This window comes from uncultured Marinobacter sp., from assembly GCF_947488835.1.
In the GTDB taxonomy this organism is placed as follows: Bacteria; Pseudomonadota; Gammaproteobacteria; order Pseudomonadales; family Oleiphilaceae; genus Marinobacter.
The window spans coordinates 369,254-388,938 of record NZ_CANLBK010000001.1; the positions used below are offsets into that span (position 1 = coordinate 369,254).

The 19,685-nt window shown below is 53.5% G+C and carries 16 protein-coding genes and 1 pseudogene; 12 read left to right on the forward strand and 5 right to left on the reverse strand.

The genetic code is table 11. From position 1 onward, the window contains the following. Window positions 1-35: 35 nt before the first annotated feature. From Q0824_RS01735 to Q0824_RS01755, 5 genes and pseudogenes are all read left to right on the forward strand, one after another. Complete coding sequence (locus tag Q0824_RS01735) at window positions 36-1,784, forward strand: amidohydrolase family protein (protein ID WP_298447045.1); 1,749 nt, start codon at window positions 36-38, stop codon at window positions 1,782-1,784. Next, window positions 1,781-2,728, forward strand: coding sequence for an ROK family protein (locus tag Q0824_RS01740; protein ID WP_298447046.1), 948 nt, complete (start codon window positions 1,781-1,783; stop codon window positions 2,726-2,728). The genes Q0824_RS01735 and Q0824_RS01740 overlap by 4 nt, the downstream gene beginning before the upstream one ends. A 306-nt stretch (window positions 2,729-3,034) precedes the next feature. Beyond that, window positions 3,035-3,550, forward strand: a pseudogene (locus tag Q0824_RS01745) (outer membrane beta-barrel protein). 37 nt (window positions 3,551-3,587) lie between these two features. Next, window positions 3,588-4,481, forward strand: a complete 894-nt coding sequence (locus tag Q0824_RS01750) for an EamA family transporter (protein ID WP_298447047.1) — start codon at window positions 3,588-3,590, stop codon at window positions 4,479-4,481. 45 nt (window positions 4,482-4,526) lie between these two features. Next, window positions 4,527-5,339, forward strand: coding sequence for a thioesterase family protein (locus tag Q0824_RS01755; protein ID WP_298447048.1), 813 nt, complete (start codon window positions 4,527-4,529; stop codon window positions 5,337-5,339). A gap of 105 nt (window positions 5,340-5,444) precedes the next feature. Here Q0824_RS01755 and Q0824_RS01760 read toward each other — a convergent pair whose 3' ends face one another. Beyond that, the gene (locus tag Q0824_RS01760) at window positions 5,445-7,067 is read right to left on the reverse strand and encodes a M28 family metallopeptidase (RefSeq protein WP_298447049.1); all 1,623 of its coding nucleotides are present in this window, start codon (window positions 7,065-7,067) and stop codon (window positions 5,445-5,447) included. Between the two features lie 283 nt (window positions 7,068-7,350). Here Q0824_RS01760 and Q0824_RS01765 point away from each other — a divergent pair, with 283 nt between their 5' ends. Continuing rightward, window positions 7,351-8,910, forward strand: coding sequence for a DUF4139 domain-containing protein (locus Q0824_RS01765; RefSeq protein ID WP_298447050.1), 1,560 nt, complete (start codon window positions 7,351-7,353; stop codon window positions 8,908-8,910). A gap of 53 nt (window positions 8,911-8,963) precedes the next feature. On the opposite strand, the gene Q0824_RS01770 is transcribed toward Q0824_RS01765, so the two are convergent. The 4 genes from Q0824_RS01770 to Q0824_RS01785 form a co-directional block, all read right to left on the reverse strand. Next, the gene (locus Q0824_RS01770) at window positions 8,964-10,523 is read right to left on the reverse strand and encodes an FGGY-family carbohydrate kinase (protein WP_298447051.1); all 1,560 of its coding nucleotides are present in this window, start codon (window positions 10,521-10,523) and stop codon (window positions 8,964-8,966) included. Further along, a complete protein-coding gene (locus tag Q0824_RS01775; RefSeq protein WP_298447052.1) occupies window positions 10,513-12,150 on the reverse strand; it encodes a glycerol-3-phosphate dehydrogenase/oxidase in 1,638 nt (545 codons plus the stop codon). Before Q0824_RS01775 ends, Q0824_RS01770 begins: the two co-directional genes overlap by 11 nt. Window positions 12,151-12,164: 14 nt before the next feature. Beyond that, entirely contained in the window at window positions 12,165-13,781 is a 1,617-nt protein-coding gene (locus tag Q0824_RS01780) for an FAD-binding oxidoreductase (protein WP_298447053.1), read from the reverse strand. Between the two features lie 112 nt (window positions 13,782-13,893). After that, complete coding sequence (locus tag Q0824_RS01785) at window positions 13,894-14,547, reverse strand: type II secretion system protein N (protein ID WP_298447054.1); 654 nt, start codon at window positions 14,545-14,547, stop codon at window positions 13,894-13,896. Between the two features lie 255 nt (window positions 14,548-14,802). On the opposite strand from Q0824_RS01785, the gene gspE reads away from it, so the two are divergent. The 6 genes from gspE to gspJ are packed head-to-tail and all read left to right on the forward strand — an operon-like array spanning window position 14,803 to window position 19,684. Further along, complete coding sequence (gspE, locus tag Q0824_RS01790) at window positions 14,803-16,311, forward strand: type II secretion system ATPase GspE (protein ID WP_298447055.1); 1,509 nt, start codon at window positions 14,803-14,805, stop codon at window positions 16,309-16,311. A gap of 3 nt (window positions 16,312-16,314) precedes the next feature. Continuing rightward, a complete protein-coding gene (gene gspF / locus Q0824_RS01795) occupies window positions 16,315-17,526 on the forward strand; it encodes a type II secretion system inner membrane protein GspF (protein WP_298447056.1) in 1,212 nt (403 codons plus the stop codon). Between the two features lie 48 nt (window positions 17,527-17,574). Beyond that, a complete protein-coding gene (gene gspG, locus Q0824_RS01800) occupies window positions 17,575-18,021 on the forward strand; it encodes a type II secretion system major pseudopilin GspG (protein WP_298447057.1) in 447 nt (148 codons plus the stop codon). A gap of 3 nt (window positions 18,022-18,024) precedes the next feature. Continuing rightward, window positions 18,025-18,561: a type II secretion system minor pseudopilin GspH gene (gspH, locus tag Q0824_RS01805; RefSeq protein WP_298447058.1), complete on the forward strand. Its 537-nt coding sequence runs from the start codon at window positions 18,025-18,027 to the stop codon at window positions 18,559-18,561. After that, complete coding sequence (gene gspI / locus Q0824_RS01810; RefSeq protein WP_298447059.1) at window positions 18,561-18,962, forward strand: type II secretion system minor pseudopilin GspI; 402 nt, start codon at window positions 18,561-18,563, stop codon at window positions 18,960-18,962. Before gspH ends, gspI begins: the two co-directional genes overlap by 1 nt. Further along, entirely contained in the window at window positions 18,959-19,684 is a 726-nt protein-coding gene (gene gspJ / locus Q0824_RS01815; RefSeq protein WP_298447060.1) for a type II secretion system minor pseudopilin GspJ, read from the forward strand. The genes gspI and gspJ overlap by 4 nt, the downstream gene beginning before the upstream one ends. Window position 19,685 lies beyond the last annotated feature (1 nt).

Consider the following 19,685-nt stretch of genomic DNA (forward strand, 5'->3'; position numbering starts at 1 on the left):
ACATACAATAAAAAGATCCAATAAGAGACAATGCAATGACCCCGTACGACTTCATTATCGAAGGCGGCCGTTACTTTGACGGTACAGGCGAACCTTCCTCTATTCGCAATCTGGCTATTAAAGATGGGCGCATTGCGAAAGTAACCGCAGACCCAATACCCCACAATCAGGCAGGCCGCGTGATCGATGCCGAAGGCAAGTGGGTCACACCCGGATTCCTGGATACACACACTCATTACGATGCCGAGCTGCTGGTAAGCCCGAGCCTTTCCGAATCTGTACGCCACGGCGTTACCACCGTGTTGGTAGGTAGTTGCTCCTTGAGTATGATCTGCAGCGACTATGAGGATGCCTCAGATATTTTTACGCGGGTTGAAACCGTACCAAGGGAGCGGGTGCTGCCGATTCTCAAAGAACACAAAACCTGGTCGACGCCAAAACAATGGGTGGACCATATAAAGCAGATGCCCCTGGGCCCTAACGTCGTCAGCTTCCTGGGCCACAGCGACATGCGGGTTGGTGTGATGGGGTTAAGCCGTGCAACAGATTTGTCCATCCAGCCCAGCGAAGAAGAAATGCAGACCATGGAGCGGTTACTGAAAGAAGCTCTTGATGAAGGATTTCTGGGGCTGTCGACCATGTGCCTGAAGTGGGACAAAGTGGATGGAGATAGGGAGTGGTCCAAGAGTTTGCCAAGCACTTACGCAAAGTGGAGTGAGATCGCTCGTTTGAACAAGTTGGTGCGCCAGTACGGTCGGGTGCATCAAGGTGCGCCGAATGCGGCGACGCCCTTGCAGATACTTCAATACGTTCGTGAGTGCGTGGGGCTGCTGCGGCGGCCGCTAAAAACCACGTTAATCAGCCAGATGGATCTGAAAGGCAGCGCGGCGCTGACCAGCCTCACCAGGATAACATCCATGTTTACCAACGCTATGCGGGGAGATTTCCGCTGGCAGGTATTGCCTACACCGTTCACGGTCTATGCAGACGGCATTGATGTGGTGTTCTTTGAAGAATTTGGGGCAGGGGAAATGGCTCTGGATTTGAAGGATGCCGTAGAGCGAAATGACCTCCTGCAGAATGAGGATTACCGTCGCAAATTCCGAAAATTCTATGGTGAAAAACTAAGCCCGCGGGTTTGGCAGCGGGACTTCGGTGACGCCATGATCATCGACTGCCCCGATGAATCACTGATCGGCAAGAACTTTGAAGAAGTAGCTCAGGCCCGGGGCATCCATGTGGTGGATCTGTTCCTCGATCTGGTTGTGGAGTTTGGTAAAAAGATCCGTTGGTACACCACGGTTGGGAACCACCGAAAGCACGTGCTGAAACGCCTGGTAAAAGACCCCAGCACCCTCATTTCCTTTAGCGATGCCGGAGCTCATATTCGCAATATGGCTTTTTATAATTTGCCGCTACGCATGTTGAGGCTCGTTAAGGAATCCATTGACGAGGGTGAGGCGGTGATGACCATGGAGCAGGCGGTTCATCGTTTGACGGGCGATCAAGCCGATTGGTTTGGTATTGAAGCAGGCAAGATTCGGGAAGGGGATAGGGCCGATGTGGTGGTTCTGGATCCATCCGGCTTTGACCAGAATCTTGAAGAGGTTTCCTGGGGCGAGATGGAAAACTTTGACCTGCAACGGCTGGTTAACCGTAATCCGGGCATTGTGAAAACCGTGATGATCAATGGAAAGTTAGCCATTGATGAAGAGACGTTTTTACCAGGGTTCGGGAAGGACAAGGGATACGGAGCCTTTCTGCCCAGCGGGCAGCAGCCTTGATCCGTGATTGGCGTGTTGGCATAGATCTGGGTGGTACCAAAACGGAAGTTGTCCTGATGAGCCAACAGGGTGCCCAAAGTTCAGAGAGTTGGGAGCATTTCAGAAAGCGTGTACCGACGCCTCAGGGGGATTATTACGCAACGCTTCAGACTATACGGTCACTGGTGTTGGAAGCTGAATCACAGGCCGGGGTCAGCGGTTTGCCTGTGGGGATTGGCATCCCCGGCAGCGTTTCCGGTATCACCGGTAGAATCAAAAATGGCAACTCCACCTGGCTTAACGGGCAACCTATGCAGGATGACTTGCGGGCCCTGCTGCAAAGGCCTGTAATCCTCACCAACGATGCCAACTGCTTGGCGTTGTCTGAGGCCACAGATGGTGCGGGTAAAGACTATGACATAGTGTTCGCCGCCATACTCGGCACAGGCTGTGGTTCAGGCATAAGTGTAAACGGCCGGGTTCTCAGCGGTCCGAACGGTGTTGCAGGTGAATGGGGCCATAACCCACTAGCCTGGACTGCTCAGGAAGAGCTTGAGGAGCGCCCTTGTTTCTGCGGTCGCAATGGATGCAATGAAACATTCCTCTCTGGTACCGGATTGTCTTTAACCCACAAGCTGTTGACCAGCAAAGCTCTGCCTGCAAAGGATATTGTGGGAAATGCCAACCAAGGGGATAGGGCGGCAGCCGATTCCCTCAACCACTATCTGGAACACCTGGCCCGTGGCTTGGGGGCCGTTATCAATCTACTCGACCCAGACGTTATCGTACTGGGTGGTGGCATGAGTAACGTAGAACAGATCTACCAGGAACTGCCCCGGCGATTGCCAGAGCATGTGTTCGGTGGGGAGTGCGGAACACCGATTGTTCGCGCTGCCCATGGAGATTCCAGTGGGGTTAGGGGCGCGGCTTGGTTATCAAGTTCACCAGCTGAGGGTTTTCTGTGAGAGGTTTTTTCCTGCGCATAGGGTTGATCATTTGTGCATCCCCGATCAAGTCTCGTGGAGTAGTCCTTCGCATTCAGTTACCAAAATCATGGCAGGCAAAGGAATCCATTGTTCGCAAGTGATAATGTGAGGCAGGGATCTGTTAGCCTGCAACAATTACACTTGCCTGATTGGTCGCCAAGTCGGCTATGGAATTTTAATACTTAAAGGAATAACTCAATGAAATTAGTGAAATCACCATGGGTGCTGGCGTTGGCTATTACGGCACATGCATCAGCACATGCTGTCGAGTCTCGTCCTGCCTACATGGGCATCTCACTGGGGCAAGCCACAGTAGAGGATTTTTGTGATGGGTCTGAAACAAGGTGTGATGACAGTGCTCCAACACTTCGTGTCTATGGTGGAACAGAGCTTAATAGCTTTGTGAACCTGGAGTTCGGGTACCGTTATGCTGATGATGTTGAGGCGTCGGGTGTGTTTAATGGAGTGGGCGTTGCTGTGGCTGTTAGCGGCCATTTCGTTGATACCACATTGCAGCTTGGTATGCCTGAAAAAGGTCCCTTCAAACTGTTCACAAAGGCCGGTTTATTGTTTTGACGGCTCAACTATGAGGCAGCTGCCAGCAATGGCTTTATGACCGTATCAGAGAGCGACAGCGATAGCGGTGTCGCTTTTAGAACCGGGTTGGGCGTTAGCTACGACGTCTCTGACACTCTTCGTTTGCGGGCTGACTGGGACTATCTGGTAAATGTTGGTGATGAAGATGAACTGGGGCAGACCGACATCAATGTCTTCAGCATAGGGCCTGAATTCCGGTTCTAAGAGCTGGGGGCACTTTAAAATACGGAATCCTGAGCAAATGAACCCACACATATTGGCAGCCATTTTGGCTGCCGTTTTTATGGGCACCATCGGGGCGATTTCTATCTACGCCGATGTCAGTGCCGAAACGGTTACGTTTTATCGTCTGTTTATCGGTGCAGTCTTGATGGCTGGCTTTCTTCTGGTTACTGGCCAGAAAGATAAAATGCTTACTTGGCCCGGCATTAAGGTTCTGGTGACGGGTGGGTTCCTGGCAGGGTTTGTGGTTTTCTATATTGTAGCGCTGAGCTATACGAGCATGGCCAACGCTGTGATGTTGCTCTACCTGGCGCCTGTAACCGCGTCTGTTACTGCGCACTTCTTTATGGGCGAGCGGCTAACAGGCTCCAGCACTGCATTGATTGGAGTGGCGTTGTTTGGCTTCGCGATGATGATGGAGTTTAACTTCAGTCTCTCGGGGCGAAAGGAAGAGGCAGTGGGCCTGTTCTACGCACTGTGTGCCATGCTTTGCTATGCCGCGTTTATCGTCACAAACCGGCTGATTCCCGAACGGGTGCATGTACTGACACGCAGCGGCTACCAAATGCTGGTCGGCGCTCTGTGCATACTGCCTTTTATGCTGCAGCAAGGTGACAGCATTGTTGGCGCGCAGTGGGGATGGTTGGTTACAGCAGGTGTTGTTCCGGGGTTCCTGGCCATTATGTTAGCGGTTGTTGCCTTGAGAGCACTTCCAACGGCGACTTATGGCACCTTGGCTTATCTGGAGCCAATTACTGTTGTTGCACTCGGGTGGGTCCTATTTAATCAGAGCCTGAACACGCTGCAGATGTCTGGCTGTACGTTAATTATCGTGTCGGGCGTTATTCAAGCAGTGTTGTCGCAAAGAGCCTCTCGCTTCTCTCTACCTGAGTTGGGCGTGGAGGCGCGCTGAAAGGTATTATCGCTCATCTTATTTTGACAACAACAAGGACCAATCATGATTGAAGCGCTATTTCGGCGTGAAGGAGATTTTTATATCCCAACGCCTTCGAGCCGAGGCCCCTGGAGCCCGCAGCACCTGCATGGTGGGCCTGTGGTGGGTTTGATGGCGCATGCCATGGAACATGCGTCGGATAATGCCAGTTTGAACCTGGCGAGGCTTACAGTGGATCTGTTAAGGCCTGCGCCGGATGCGCCCTTAACGGTGACCACTCGGTTGGTGCGCGGCGGCTCGCGACTTCAAATACTTGAGGCATCGTTACTGGCTGGCGATACCAAGGTCGCGCGCGCAAGTGCGCTTTTTCTGGCGCACAGTGAGGCCGTCGTTCCGGAATACGGTCGCTTTTCGCCTGCAGAGTACGAACCTCCCACAGGGCCTGTTGACGTAAACATTTCGGATGCAGCAGGTTGGACAAATCAATACAGCCCGGTGGGGCTGCACAGCACAGCAAAAGCCGTGCTCATTGATGGTGTTCACGCTAAGGGACAGGGCATTGCATGGATGAAACTGCCGGTACCCGTTGTGGAGGGTGTTGAAACCAGCCCTGGTGTTATGGCCGCAACGCTTTGCGATTTTGGTAACGGTGTAGGCCAACTGAGCTTGGGTGGTGGTGTGGGATGCATCAATGCCGACGCAACCCTTTATCTTCATCGTATGCCAGTGGGTGAGTGGTTGGGTCTGGATGCTCGCAGCCGTATGCAAGATACAGCAGTTGGCTTGGTTGAAACGACGTTGTTCGATCGCCAGGGACCGGTGGGCAAAGTTATGCAGACTATCCTTCCCATGAGAATGCCAGGGGTTGAGGGCTAGTGGGTTCGCCTCTTTTATTCAAACATTCTTGAGTGCACGGTATCGGGTTTAAGGAAGGGCCAATCTTGAAAGCGGCCCTTCCTTTTGGTTCTTATACCGGAATCACTACTTGATCCACTTATCACCCCAATGGGTAATGTCGTGCTTTTGTTCCACCTGCAGTGAGCGTGCGTTTGCTGCAGGTTGCGCGTCTTCGGCTTGCGCAATTTCCCTGTCGATCACCCTTGTTGAAAGTGACAGCCAGCTGGTAACGAACGCTGCTGCGTCACCATGGATCTCCAGTGCCAATTCATCAACGTTGGTGATGTCGTCACAGGCTGCGTGATAGCAGGGATCGTATGAGATGCCTGCTTCGCCGCCAAACTTGGCCGCCTGTTCTTCGGTTTTTATTCCTTCAGCACCCGTAAACAGTCCTCCAAAGGCTATGCCGGCCTCAAAGAACTGAGCGTAGTCGGAGCGAAAGCTGATCTCAGTACCTTCAGATGCAATGCCCCGCAGATTGAAGTACTTCTCAAAAAGCGCCTCAGTGGCAGCCGAGCCCGGGGGGCCAGCAAGCTCAAAATCAGAGCCATCGCCATCGTAGATAAAATTCCCGAAGTTGGGCGAACCAATCATGTCGTAGTTCAGGTACACCTTGATTTTATCCTGCTCTTCCTGAGACAGGTTGTTCACGTAAAACGTTGAGCCCACGAGGCCCGCCTCTTCAGCACCCCACCAGGCGAAGCGAACCTGGTTGCGGGGATGTGCCCGCTTCATTTGCAGGGCTAGCTCAAGTAAAGCCGCACTGCCAGATCCGTTGTCGTTTATACCGGCGCCTTCAAACACGGAGTCAAGGTGCGCGCCGGTCATTATTACGTTGTCTGCACTGCCGCGGCGAGTTTGGGTTATTACGTTGAAGGTTTCTGTTTGCTCTCTGACCACGTTAGCGACGACTCGTAACGCCAGATCTGGTTGGTCGGCCCAGCTTGCGCCTATATCGTAGGTTGTAAATACAACGGGTATGCCACCAGCGTAATCGTCGCCGAGAGTGGCATTCAGCAAGCCTTTGCGGTCGTCGGTATTGCCCTGGTTAAAAATAACCACGCCATGGGCACCGGCATTAGCAGCATTAGTCGCTTTCTGTCCAAAACTACAGGCGCCACGCTGGATAACAGCAATTGAGCCTGCCAGAAAGCTGGTAAAATCCTCCGCTTCGCAGCCGCTTGTCGATGTGTTGTCGGGGCCGAGCTGAACATCGACAGGCACCGCAGTACCTGATACATCACCGGGTTCAGTTTGCGATAGGTAGGTGAAATCTTCGTCCCATACATAATTCACCGGAGTGGGTGCAGTGGCTTGTAAAACCCCATCCCCGGCGGAGTAGTATGCGTTGAATGGGAAGGGTTGGATTGCGACTTCGTACCCGGCGCTCTCCAGTGTGGTTTTGATGTAATCAACCGACGCCTGGTATCCGGGCAGCCCGGCGGCGCGGTTACCATCGTTGGCTTGAGCGATGCCATAGAGCATATCCAGATGATACTGAATGTTGCTGGCTTGCATACAACGAGGCAGGCCGAGTGGCGTACTGTTGAGAATGCCAAATCGGCACTCGAAGGGACTCAGGTGGCCAGGGCTCCAAAATGAATTATAAAGGTCGGCGTTGGATTTGTTGCTTGGGCCGGCTAAAGCAGTTGTCGCAAATAAAACAGATCCTATCGCCAGGGTGCGGCTAACAGTGTAGATGTTCATTTGAGTTCTCCAATCCCGGGAGGTTTTTTGTTTGGCCCGGTGGTACCGGGCTATCAGGACAGGGCGCCTGAGTTGTGAAAAAACAGGCTCCTGGGCACCACTGCTTCCTTCGATGCCAGCCATAAGCCTAGTTCGGACTATTGTGTCTCGCCAGATGAGAAACATTACAAAAAACATCGTTGTTTGATAGACATGTCGCTGATAAAAGAGTGTTTATCCTGTGCGTTAGTGAGCACAGTTAAGGTTTCCACATAGACCAGACGCTACCTCGAAGGGGCTTCTAATGAAAAAACATAGCTTACTTGCAGTCGCCATTGCGTTTACGCCGCTAAGTGCACAGGCAGACATCACGGCGGCCACTTTGTATCCATCCCACGCCGAACTTACCTGGCTGGAGAGCGATCAGGTAAATGCTGGCGTGGGCATTGTTGAAGTCGGTGGCTTACCGGTCAGTTTGCAGGATCAGAGCCTTCAGGTACTGCTTGAAGGGAGCACTGGAGCGCAGATCCAGCAGGTGCAGATCAGCAGGGTGGAGCAGGCAGAGTTTGTAGCCGGAGAAACCCGCAGGCTTCAGGATGAGTTGGCTGTTGTGAGCGCGCGAATTCAAGCCCAGGAGGATTTGATTAAAGCCTGGAACCAACAGGTAACCCTTGCCAGCAAAGCCGCAGAACTGCCCCATGAGTTGAAGGCTTCAGAATTGAACGACATGGCCGCTGCGCTGAAGGATACAACCCAGAAAGCACTGTCAGCGATCCGGACTATCCGGTCGGAAATGACCGGCGATATTGCTTTGAGAGATCGTTTGATGCGGGATCTTGCACAAATTAAACAAGGCGCCAAGGCCACCAAGAAGGTGCGTGTGCACTATCAGGCACCCGTGGTTGGCGAGCTCCAGGTAAAGCTGACGTTTCAAACGTCGGAGGCCAGCTGGCGCAGCGAATACAGTGCACGCCTGACATCCGAGCTGGAAGGGAAGGCGGGGGGCGAAGTAGCCCTTGAACATCTTGCAGTAGTGCAGCAATCAACAGGCATCGATTGGGAAGGAGTAGAGCTGAACCTTGCCACGGCCAATGCCCGCAGGGGAACTGCGATGCCGCCACTGTATTCCTGGGTTGTCAGCCCAGAGCCACCGGAGGTCTATAGTACGAAATCCTTAGCGCGCTCAGCTGATATGCAGGCTGAGATGGTAATGGGTAGCCCGGCTATTGTGGAACGCCAAAGTACCTTCACCCAGAGTTATCGCCTGCCCCAGCCGGTAGATGTTCCCAGTGGTAATTCTGGTCAGCGCTTGACGGTCGCCGAACACCGTATTCCTGCAGACGTTGCTACCTGGACTGCACCGGTTATGAACCCAACCGGCTACCTGCACGCCACCGGCATATTCACTTCCGAGGCTCCGATACCCGCAGGGCGAGTCACTCTATACCGGGATGGCCAAAGTGTAGGAGAAAGCCATCTGCCGGAACTGACTGACGGCGAGGAACTAACCCTGGGGTTCGGGGTGGATGAAGGTATTCGTGTGGCGGTGGTGAATGAGCTTGAGCGCACAGGGGAAGAGGGTGTGTGGAAGAGCGAAAATGTTCAGCGTCGACAAAATCGGTTTGAGATCACCAATCATCATTCGAAGGCAGTAAAAGTCCGTGTTTTTGATCGGATGCCTGTATCACAGAAAGACATTCTGACTGTTAAGCCCCTTGAAATAAGCGAACCGGTGCAACGGGATGTTGAGGATAAAAAAGGCGTTTTGGCATGGGATCGTGAGGTGCCAGCGGGTGGGACGGTTAATGTAAAATCCGGATTTGAGATTCGTGTACCTGAAGGAACCGAACTGCCACGAATCTAAACTCTGAGTTCCAAGGGTGCGTGCAAACGTGCCCTTGGAATACTGGATCAAATCTACTTCGGGTAACCGGTAATATCCCGAATTTTCTGATACAACGGTTGCAATTGCGGATACATGCGCAGGTACACCTCCGAATATAGCCTTTCGTAGAGATCGCGTGCTTCAGGGTTGGGGTGAAACACGTCCCCAACTCGGGTCATGGCAGCAACTGCAGTTTCAAAATCCGGGTGTAAACCAAGCCCAACGGCAGCATCTATGGCCGCTCCCAACCCTGAGGTTTCATAGGTGTGAGGGCGCTCGGCGGGTAGGCCGAATACGTCTGCCGTTAGCTGCATGGCGGCGTCGCTCTGGGAGCCGCCGCCCGCTACTCGAAGCTTGGTTATCTTGATGCCACTGCGCTTTTCGATTTTCTCTTTGCCTTCCCTAAGCGCGTATGCCAAGCCTTCCAGAATTGCCCTGTAGATATGCGAGCGGGTGTGGACGTCACCAAAACCGATAATAGAGCCTTTGGCTTCTGGCCCAGGCTGGCGGACGCCAGGCGACCAATAGGGCTGTAACATCAACCCCATGGAACCCGCAGGTACGGATTGAACCAGCTCATCAAACAGTTCTTCAGGCTCTATGCCGCGTTTTTCAGCAATTTCCCTTTCCCGCAAACCGAATTCCCGCTTGAACCAGCTCACCATCCAGAAGCCACGGTATATCATGACTTCTGTGGAGTAGTGGCCAGGCCGTGCAGAAGGGTAGGGCGGCATCAGTTTAACCGGCTCCACATACTTCTTATTTGTCGCATTGATGGTGGCCGTTGTGCCGTAGCTCATGCAGCCAACGTCGGGAGTCAGGCCACCGGAGCCGAGAATCTCACACGCTTTATCCGAAGCCGCAGCAATCACCGGTAAGCCTTGCCGGAGACCCAGATGGACAGCTGCCTCTGACGTGAGATGGCCCAGGGTAGCGCCGGGACTTACGAGGTCTGGCAGCATGGATCTTTTAACGGGCATGGTGCCCCACTTAAAGTCCCGCTTGGAAGCCCATTGGTGTTTTTTATAATCAAATGGCAGGTAGCCCACTTGGCTGCCAGTAGAATCCCGAAACTCGCCGGTTAAGCGGTAGTTCAAGTACCCGGACAACAGAAGAAAATGCCGGGTTTTTTTCCAGACTTCCGGTTGATTCTGGGATATCCAGTTAGCCTGCGTGTTTTCGCGGAAGCGTTTGACTGTGTCTTCAAGTCGCGCCAGTTTAAAGACCCATCCCCAGAGGCCTTTAATCGGGCCATCAACCCTGGCATGGCGCTGATCCAACCATATAATCGCCGGGCGTAGCGGTTTGCCATGCTCATCAAGGTTAATCACCGTGCCACGCTGTGTGGTGACGGAAATCCCAACAATTCTGTCTGGGGATACGTCTGTGGAAGACCAAAGCTCAACGCAGGCTTTGCCGAGGCTTTCCCAGAAATACTCAGGGTGCTGCTCTGCCCAGCCAGGCTGTTCGGAGAAGTACGGCTCGATCTCTTGCCGGCCCTTTGCAATCAGATTGCCCTTGGTGTCGAAGAGCAGTGCGCGAACGCTTTGAGTGCCGTTATCAATGGCCAGAATCAACGGGTCAGACTGCATGCTTTGGCTCCGAACGTCCCGGAAGGGAGTAGGCTTCACCCCAAATCGCAAGATATCTCGCTTCTTCGGCACGCCACTGGTCGTCATCCCAGTTAAGAGTGCTTTGGCAATGCAGCTTCAAGGCGGGTAGCAGTGCTTTGCCACCTTCGGGAACGATCAGCCCAAGCCGGGTGCGGCGAAGCATAAGATCATCCAGATGTTTTACGTCTTCCTGCGAACACGCCCATGTAAGCTCGGCCCAAAGGAGTTCGCCCGGAACCGAGGCAGAACCACTATTGTCGCTTACAGGCGTATCCGGGCCGCTCTGAAGCACAGTGGCCAGATCCGCGCCGTAAAAGCCGGTAAGACGCTGCCAATTCTGATGGCTAATGCTGTCTGGCTTTGGCGGTGCAAGTGTTGGCCTGAATACCGGGTCTTTCTCTGCGCGCAATGGTTCGTCGCTGCCCAAGCCCCGGGTAAGAGCTTCTCTCGCTATGAGGCGAAAGGTAGTGAGCTTGCCGCCGGCAATACTGATCAAGCCTTTATCTACGCGGAACTCGTGCTCTCGACTTTCTTTGGAAGGGGCTTTGGATGGCCCATTTGAGCCTGCTACCTTAGGCGTGGCTGTAACCACTGGCCTGACGCCTGCCCAAGTGGAGAGCACGTCATTTTTAGAGACAGCCGCACCCGGAAAAAGCCTGTTTGAAATGCGTAGCAGATAGTCGACTTCGTCAGCCGCAATGCGTGGCTCGATATCCAAGCTTTGCTTGTGGTCGAGATCTGTGGTCCCGAGCACTGTAGTGCCCGCCCACGGGAAGGCAAAAACAGGACGTTTGTCATCCGGGTGGAGCAGGGAAACAGTGCAGGATACGGGTAGGGTACTCCAGGGAAGCACCAAATGGCTGCCGCGAAGGGGCCGGATCGTCATCGGCTGTTCGCCGTTATCGGATTGCTGTAGGCGGTCTGCCCAAACACCTGTGGCGTTGATGACCAAAGGCGTATCGACCGTAAAGGTGTTTACATCGTCTTCAGCTTGGAGTTCAAGCCCACTGACTTTTCCATCGGTGCGGAATACGCGCACGGCCTTAACGTAGTTGAGGCACCAGGCGCCGTCCTGGCGGGCTTCTGAAATCACTCGCTGTACAAGCCTGGCGTCGTCTGTGACTGCGTCGGTAAAGCCGCTGGCACCGGTTAGCTTTTGCATATTCAGGCCGGGCACCCATTGCATGGTTTCACCCGGAGTCAGCAAATGGCGGGATTTGGAGCGGGCTATCCAGTCGTAAACACGGAGCAGAATCTGAAACAGTCGGGGCCCGGGAAACTGGCGCTGAAAGTGGGGCATGATAAAGCGCAGGGGATCAATCAGCCCCGGCGCTTCTGTCATCAACCGCTGGCGCTCGGTTACCGCATCGCGAGTCAGGCTGTATTGGCCGCTGCCAAGATACCGCAGGCCACCGTGAACCATTTTCGAGGATCGGCTGGAGGTGCCCCAGGCAAAATCTTTTTGCTCAACCAACAGGGTTTTCAGTCCACTGCCAGCAGCTTCCCGTGCTATGCCTGCGCCTGTTATACCGCCCCCAATCACAACAACATCAAAGGCTTGAGGGCTACTCTTAAGTTCGCTTAGCAAGGCGTCTCGACGGTTCATCGGGGGCGCTCCGCTCATTCGATCAAGGTTTTCGGGTTGAGCATACCTTCGGGGTCGAAGGTGTTGCACAGCGACCGAATAGCCAGCATTCCAAGTTCACCTTTTTCAGTCGGCAGGAAGGGCGCGTGATCTTTGCCCACTCCGTGCTGATGGCTGATTGTGCCGCGATTACGCACGATCAAATCAGACGTGGTGTTCTTCAGATGTTTCCAGCGGGCCAGAGTTTCCGCGTAGCTGTCTGCAACCCGGAACACATAGGTTGTGTAAATGCTGCAACCTTGCCCGTAAAAGTGCGATAGGTGTGTGAATACATGAGCCCGCTCGTTTTTGCTTTCTTCGCGGGACTGCAGGCTGGTGCGAAGGCTGTTTTCCATCAGGCCGAGCAGGTTGTCTACGTTATCCCAATCGGTGGCGGTTTCAAGGGTGTCCACGGCATAGCCAAGCTGCCATAGCGCCTCGCGGAGGTAGGGCATGGTAAAACGCTTTTCGGCCCATTTCTTACCGAGCCGGGTGCCGGTGTAAACACCTTTGTACTCGGAACAGATGCGCTTTGCTTCCTGCTTCGCGCTGGCGCATTGATGTTTGCTGCCGGTCAGGCCGAAGGTCATCATGCATTTGCCTTCAGCGGAGCCCTTTAGGGAAAGTACCTTTTCTAACATGCCAATAAGGTGTGGGTGTCCGGCCAATGCCAGTTGGGTTTCTGTTTCTATGGCGTTGCTAAGGCGCAGCATGGACAGCTGAATGCGATTTTGAACCAGTTTTCGGCACGCGGTGCGCGCTTTATCCCAATCTGGAAAGAACACAACGTGAAAGCTTTCCTTCTCCGCCAGACGGCTCACACGAACCTTCACTTCGGTGATCAGTCCAATCCGGCCCTCAGAGCCAAGAATCATCTCGCGAATGTCAGGTCCAGCGCTCGAGGCCGGTATAGTGGGGATGTCCAGTGTGCCTTTTAGCGTTTCAACTCTGGCACCTGCAAATAGTTGTTCGATTCGGCCGTAACGGAGAGATTGCTGGCCGCTTGAGCGGGTGGCCACCCAACCGCCTACAGTTGAAAGTTCAAACGACTGAGGAAAGTGACCAAGAGTGTAGCCGTGAGCACGCAGTTGGGATTCAACCAGGGGGCCCGGAGTGCCGGCGCCAAATGTTGCAATCTGGCTTTCGCGATCAAGATCCATGAGGCGGTTCATGCCGCCCATGTCTACCGTGAGCACAGGCTTGTCGCCAGCCAGCGGGTTGATGTGTCCGGCAACGCTGGTACCACCACCGTAGGGGATAACGTCGATTTTGTTGGCTTGTGCATACTCGAGCAGCTTCTGTACGTCGAGACTGCTTTCAGGGCGGGCAACGCCATCGGGGAAAACCTTGAAATCGCCACTGCGCATGGCTAGCCAGTCATCAAGGCTTTGGCCGCGGGAATAGCGCACTCGGGTTTCAGGGGTAGTGTCGATCAGAGAATCAACGGTGGTGTCAGCCGGCAGGCGTGAGCCCGGAACCTTGGCGCAGACAGATTCCAGGGTGGCTTCGCTAAGAGGTTTGCTCGCCCCTATGCGCTCCGAAAGAAAGCCCTGACCCTGTGCGGGAAGCTCCAGATTGAATTGCTCATCGCCCCAACCGTTCCAACGTCGCATCAACATACACTCCCGTTATCAATTGAATGACGTTCATTCTATCGATTTATCGAGTGCGTACACTGTCCCATGGCGACATTGGTTGTGTCATTTGCCGACATGGGCGCAAACACTAGCCGTTAGTGCGGAGGCGCTCCCGGAGCTGCTCAAGGCGTTTGCGGATTTCTTCACGGCGAGGCTGGTCATTTGCCGGGGGTGTTGCAGAAGTAGGCTGACTGGTGATGTTCGGTGTTCGGCTTGGTGGCTCAGATTGCTCGAGGTTGTCTACGCCGGCGGAGAAGGTCATGCCGGAACGATCATCCGGCTCCGGAAAATACAGGTTTTCCAGCTTTCCACCGCGATCAAGAATCACACGGTTCGGATGTACAGAGCGAAGCTTGGCATTGCCGGGCAATTCATCGCCTACCAGAAAGACCTCTGTTTTGCTTTTGTCGTCTTCTATCAGTGCGCTACCAGGGAACTCGCCGTCGGCTGCCAGTACGCCGCGGAGAAAAATCCGGAGGTTGGTTTCTGGCAAATCCTCGGTGTTTTCCTCAATTGAGGTCTCGCCGACCTGGGCTGTGCCAAAAATTTCCAAAGAGGCAAGCGGCAGCTTGGGCGTCTCGCGCTTCTCTGGCAGTGGTTGTGATGCAGCAGACGTGTCCTGAGAGGGTTGGTGGCTTTGCGTTTGCCAGAAACCATACCCTTGCCATGCAGTAGCACCCACCATGGCCAATCCTGCGACGATAGCCAGAGCAAGTGGAACCTTTGGGTTTATAGAGAGCATTGATTGTCCTGAAGGCGCGTTCGCAAGCTGCCAAAACCGTTGATCATGAAAGACGGGTTAAGAAACGCTGCTGTAAAAATACTGAAAGTACCACAGGTTATCAGAATACCGTCTTTTATTGGGAGTATAGTGTACAGGGTTATTCAGCAGGCCTATATCCTGTGGTAGCCTTCTCTAATCCTATAAAACAGAAAGGGTTTCAGAGTGTGCGCATGCTCACAAAACCCTGAATGCCTGATAGCAACGAGGACAACCTTGACCACAGAAACCGAACTTCAGCCGCAGGATGCTCCGCTGGGTCGTCTGCCTTTCACCTTTGCCAAGCGCAACGGCGTTATTCTGACTCGTTCAGAAGAGGGTAACCCGGTTATTCTGGTCAGGCCTGGTGCTCCTCACTCAGCATTGGCAGAAGCGAACCGCATCAGCGGCGGGCGGGCCCGGTTCACTACTATCGATCCGAATCATTTTGATCATGCATTGAACGCCGCCTATCAGAACGACTCTGCTGAAGCCATGCAAATGGTAGAGGGGATTGGCGATGATATGGATTTGGCGTCACTTGCTGATTCGGTTCCAGAAACGGAAGACCTTCTGGAGCAAGAAGACGACGCACCGATCATTCGTCTGATTAACGCCATTTTGACGGAAGCCGTAAAAACCAGCGCCTCGGATGTGCACATTGAAACCTATGAAAAACGCCTGGTGGTGCGGTTTCGTGTAGATGGTGTATTGCGGGAGGTTGTTCAGCCAAAACGGGCGTTGGCACCCTTGCTGGTTTCCCGGATCAAGGTTATGGCAAAGCTGGATATCGCGGAAAAGCGTGTACCTCAAGACGGTCGAATTGCTCTAAGGGTAGCGGGCCGTGAAGTGGATATTCGGGTATCCACAATGCCCTCATCCAGTGGTGAGCGGGTTGTGTTGCGACTGCTGGATAAGCAGGCAGGCGCCATACACCTTGAGTCCCTGGGCATGGCCCCGGACGATTTGAAAATCCTGCGTAAGCTGATTCACCGGCCATACGGCATATTGCTTGTTACAGGGCCGACGGGCTCGGGTAAATCGACAACCCTGTATGCCTCATTGCAGGAAATAAACGACCGTAGCCGCAATATCCTGACGGTCGAAGACCCCATTGAGTACAACCTTCCAGGCATAGGCCAAACCCAGGTCAACCCGAAGGTTGAGATGACCTTTGCGCGGGGCTTGCGTGCAATCCTGCGTCAGGATCCTGATGTGGTGATGATTGGTGAAATACGGGATCTTGAAACCGCTGAAATTGCCGTTCAGGCCAGTCTCACAGGCCACCTTGTGTTATCTACTCTGCACACGAATACTGCGGTGGGCGCCATTACCCGACTGATGGATATGGGTATTGAGCCGTTCCTGATTTCATCGAGCCTGGTTGGAATTGTCGCTCAGCGCCTGGTAAGAGTCTTGTGTAAAGAGTGTCGCGAAGCTTACATACCAACCGAAGAACATTGTGTCTTTCTGCAGCAGGATTTTTTGAAGCCGCCAACCATATACCGGGCGAAGGGATGTGACGAGTGTAACCACTTGGGTTACCGCGGGCGGATTGGTATATATGAAGTGGTAGAAGTAACCGAGGAGATCAGCGCTTTGATTCACAAGCGTGCAGGTGAGTTGGATCTGGAGCGTGTAGCCCGCATCAAAGGGCCGAGTATCCACTCAGATGGGGTCCGGAAGATACTTGAGGGAGTGACCACGGTGGAAGAGGTGCTCCGTGTAACGCACCGGGGCCAGTAAGCCATGCCCGCCTACGAATACAAAGCCCTCGATACTCGGGGAAAACAGAAGCAAGGTGTTATCGAAGCCGATGCACCTCGCGCCGTGCGTCAAAAACTCAGAGAAAAAGGCCTAACCCCACTCGCCGTTGAACCAGCGGTTCAGAAACGCACCCCCAGCAACCCATTAAGTGGTGGAGGCTCGTTAGCGGCTGCCGATCTTGCATTGATCACACGTCAATTGGCAACGTTAATCCAGTCCGGCATTCCTATTGAGCAGGCGCTGTCGGCAACGGCTCAGCAAACAGCAAAGCCACGAATCCGCAGCATGCTCATCGCCATTCGTGCCAAGGTTATGGAGGGCTATACGCTGGCAGATAGCCTTGGAGAATTCCCGAAAGCCTTTCCGCGCCTCTATCGCTCTACCGTAGCCGCTGGAGAGCATGCAGGGCACCTGGATCTGGTACTTAACCGGTTAGCGGATTACACCGAGAACCGACAGGAAGCACGCCAGAAAATCCAGTTGGCAGCCATCTACCCAATTATTCTGAGTTTCGTTGCAATTGCCATTGTGGTGTTCCTGTTGACGTATGTAGTGCCGGATATCATCGACGTGTTCCTCAAACAGGGCCAGGAACTGCCTGCACTTACTCAGGCGATGTTGGCCATGTCGGAATTTCTAACCAGTTACGGTGTCTATGTCTTTATTCTGTTGGTGATCGCCTTTATGGCATTCCGCTTTGCACTGACAAAACCGGCGTTCCGGATGCGCTTTCATAAGCGCCTGCTGCACTTACCCTTGTTCTCCGGAATGGTGAGGGGCGTAAATACGGCCCGGTATGCAAGCACGCTGAGTATATTAACAACCAGCGGCGTGCCTCTGGTAGATGCTATGAGAATTGCGGGCGAGGTACTTTCGAATGATTACTTGCGCCAACAACTTAAAGAAGCTGCGCGCAAAGTAAGTGAGGGCGGCTCCTTGCACCGCGCTCTGGATCAGTCAGGCTATTTCCCGCCGATGATGCTGCATATGATTGCCAGCGGGGAAGCAAGCGGTGAGCTAGACAGCATGTTGGAGCGCACCGCCAATATGCAGGAAAACGCACTGCAATCTAAAATTGCCGCCATCGTTGGGCTTTTCGAGCCGATGATGTTGTTGATTATGGGGGTGGTTGTTCTGATTATTGTGATGGCTATCATGCTGCCCATACTGAACATGAGCAATCTGGTGGGTTAACGCCATACAAGCCAACTTTTCAAGCTAACAAAGAGTGATGTAAATACAATGAAACAACTGAATAAACTGAAATCCAGCCGGGGCTTCACCCTTATTGAGATCATGGTCGTTATGGTTATTCTTGGCCTGTTGGTGGCCGTTGTGGCGCCGAACATTATGGGCCGGAGTGATCAGGCAAAAGTAACCATTGCGGAAACCCAGCTGAAGAACCTTGCCGGGGCGTTGGACATGTACCGGTTGGACAACAGCCATTACCCCTCTACACAGCAGGGCCTGGATGCATTGGTATCTCGCCCGAGCGGCAGCCCCGAGCCCAAAAACTGGAACCCTGATGGCTATATGAAAAGTGTTCCCAGCGACCCTTGGGGCAATGAATTTCAGTACGTAAGCCCTGGCCGGGATGGCGCCTACGACCTCTATTCCAAGGGCTCGGATGGGCAGGATGGCGGTGACGGCGATGCAGCAGACATCAGTGTATCGAATATCGGCAATTAATTGATGAGGCGCACAGAGCCAGTAAACAACAGCAGCGGGTTTACGCTGATTGAGATACTTGTTGTCCTGGTTCTGGTGGGCCTGCTTGCGGCTCTGGCTGTCTTTACCATGGGTGGTAACTCCCAGCAGCGCGAGCTTAAGAATGAAGTGCGGGAACTGTATCTGCTAATGCAGACTGCATCAGAGCAGGCAGTGCTGAACAATATGGAACTGGGCCTGCTCTTTGAAGAGAACGGGTATCAGTTTGTTGCTTTTCAGGATGATTCCGGGGACTGGAAAGCCACCGGAGAACGTATATTCAGGGCCAGGGATTTCCCGGACTGGTTGGTTGCGACCCAGTTTATTGAGAGTGACACGCCGAGGCTTGCGTCCGTTGAAGATAAATTAAGGCCTGATCTGGTGTTTTTCTCCAGTGGCGAAACCACACCTTTTGAGCTTGAGTTCACGATTGGCAGCCAGACAGATTACACCCATATTTTGGCATCTGATGGCATCTCGCCCATTGAATGGCGCAACCCCGGCGATGAGGCAGGCGACTGATGAGGCCGAAGAATCCGGCAAGATTCGCTAAATCCGGAAACGGCTTCACACTCATTGAAGTGATGATAGCGTTGTTGGTGTTTGGCCTTATCGCAACCGCCTCAGCAGAGGTGGCCAGTCAGTATATCTCCAGTTATGAACGTATCCGGGACAAAACCTTTGCTGGATGGCTTGCTGACAATCGAATGAATGAAATTCGGTTGGATAAGAACCTGCCGGGCATATCCGAGAACTCTAAAGACAAAGATTATGGCCCTCACCGTTGGCAAGTGACGACGAAAGTCATTGCGACCGCCGAACCTAAAATGCGCCGTGTAGAAGTTGAAGTGGCTCGCTACCGGGACGGCAGCTCCAAATCTTACCCAGTACACACGCTCTCTGCCTTCGTAGGTCAAAAATGAGGGAGAGTAAGGGCCAGTGGGGATTTACGCTTCTTGAGGTAATGGTCGCCATAAGTATCACTGCGGTTATCGGTATAGGCGTTTGGCAAGTTTTAAATAATGTGATCGCCTCCAGAGACCGGGTTGATGAGCTTGCCGAAAGCTTCGATGGGCTGCAGCGGGCAATGCTTCTTATGGAGCGGGATATCATGCAGATTGTTAATCGATCCGCCCGGGACATCTATGGTGATTTCAAGCCGGCATTAACGAGCCGTGAAGATGATTTTTCTTTGATGTTAACCCGGCAGGGCTGGCGCAATCCCCTCGGGATAAGGCGCAGCAGTTTGCAGCGCGTGGGGTGGGAATATACCGGCAGCGAACTCCGGCGTCGTTATTGGCCAAACGTGGACCAGGGTCAGGAGGACAACAGTCAGGACCTCATGCTTCTGGATGGTGTTACCGCCTTTGATTTGCGGTTTATGAACGATCAGAACAGTTGGGAGCCGGAATGGCCGCCGGAACAAGCCATGGCTGCGCTGAGCCCCGGCACACGCCCGGAAATAGCCTTTCCTCTGGCCATAGAAATTACGCTCGAGCATGATCGCTTTGGTGAAATCGTACGAACCTTTGTACTACCCGACTTTGATCTCAAAGGTGCTCAAGGCCTGTTAGACCAGCTGAAGCAAGCAAGCAACAAAGCGGCTGAAGAGGAAGGTTCTGGTGCGTCGGGGCAGGGGGGGTAAG

What these genes read in the sequence shown, in the direction of transcription:
- Q0824_RS01735 (WP_298447045.1), top strand. Translation starts at nt 36, where the DNA reads ATGACCCCGTACGACTTCATTATCGAAGGCGGCCGTTACTTTGACGGT.
- Q0824_RS01750 (WP_298447047.1), top strand. Translation starts at nt 3,588, where the DNA reads ATGAACCCACACATATTGGCAGCCATTTTGGCTGCCGTTTTTATGGGC.
- Q0824_RS01755 (WP_298447048.1), top strand. Translation starts at nt 4,527, where the DNA reads ATGATTGAAGCGCTATTTCGGCGTGAAGGAGATTTTTATATCCCAACG.
- Q0824_RS01760 (WP_298447049.1), bottom strand. Translation starts at nt 7,067, where the DNA reads ATGAACATCTACACTGTTAGCCGCACCCTGGCGATAGGATCTGTTTTA.
- Q0824_RS01765 (WP_298447050.1), top strand. Translation starts at nt 7,351, where the DNA reads ATGAAAAAACATAGCTTACTTGCAGTCGCCATTGCGTTTACGCCGCTA.
- Q0824_RS01770 (WP_298447051.1), bottom strand. Translation starts at nt 10,523, where the DNA reads ATGCAGTCTGACCCGTTGATTCTGGCCATTGATAACGGCACTCAAAGC.
- Q0824_RS01775 (WP_298447052.1), bottom strand. Translation starts at nt 12,150, where the DNA reads ATGAACCGTCGAGACGCCTTGCTAAGCGAACTTAAGAGTAGCCCTCAA.
- Q0824_RS01780 (WP_298447053.1), bottom strand. Translation starts at nt 13,781, where the DNA reads ATGCGACGTTGGAACGGTTGGGGCGATGAGCAATTCAATCTGGAGCTT.
- Q0824_RS01785 (WP_298447054.1), bottom strand. Translation starts at nt 14,547, where the DNA reads ATGCTCTCTATAAACCCAAAGGTTCCACTTGCTCTGGCTATCGTCGCA.
- gspF (WP_298447056.1), top strand. Translation starts at nt 16,315, where the DNA reads ATGCCCGCCTACGAATACAAAGCCCTCGATACTCGGGGAAAACAGAAG.
- gspG (WP_298447057.1), top strand. Translation starts at nt 17,575, where the DNA reads ATGAAACAACTGAATAAACTGAAATCCAGCCGGGGCTTCACCCTTATT.
- gspH (WP_298447058.1), top strand. Translation starts at nt 18,025, where the DNA reads ATGAGGCGCACAGAGCCAGTAAACAACAGCAGCGGGTTTACGCTGATT.
- gspI (WP_298447059.1), top strand. Translation starts at nt 18,561, where the DNA reads ATGAGGCCGAAGAATCCGGCAAGATTCGCTAAATCCGGAAACGGCTTC.
- gspJ (WP_298447060.1), top strand. Translation starts at nt 18,959, where the DNA reads ATGAGGGAGAGTAAGGGCCAGTGGGGATTTACGCTTCTTGAGGTAATG.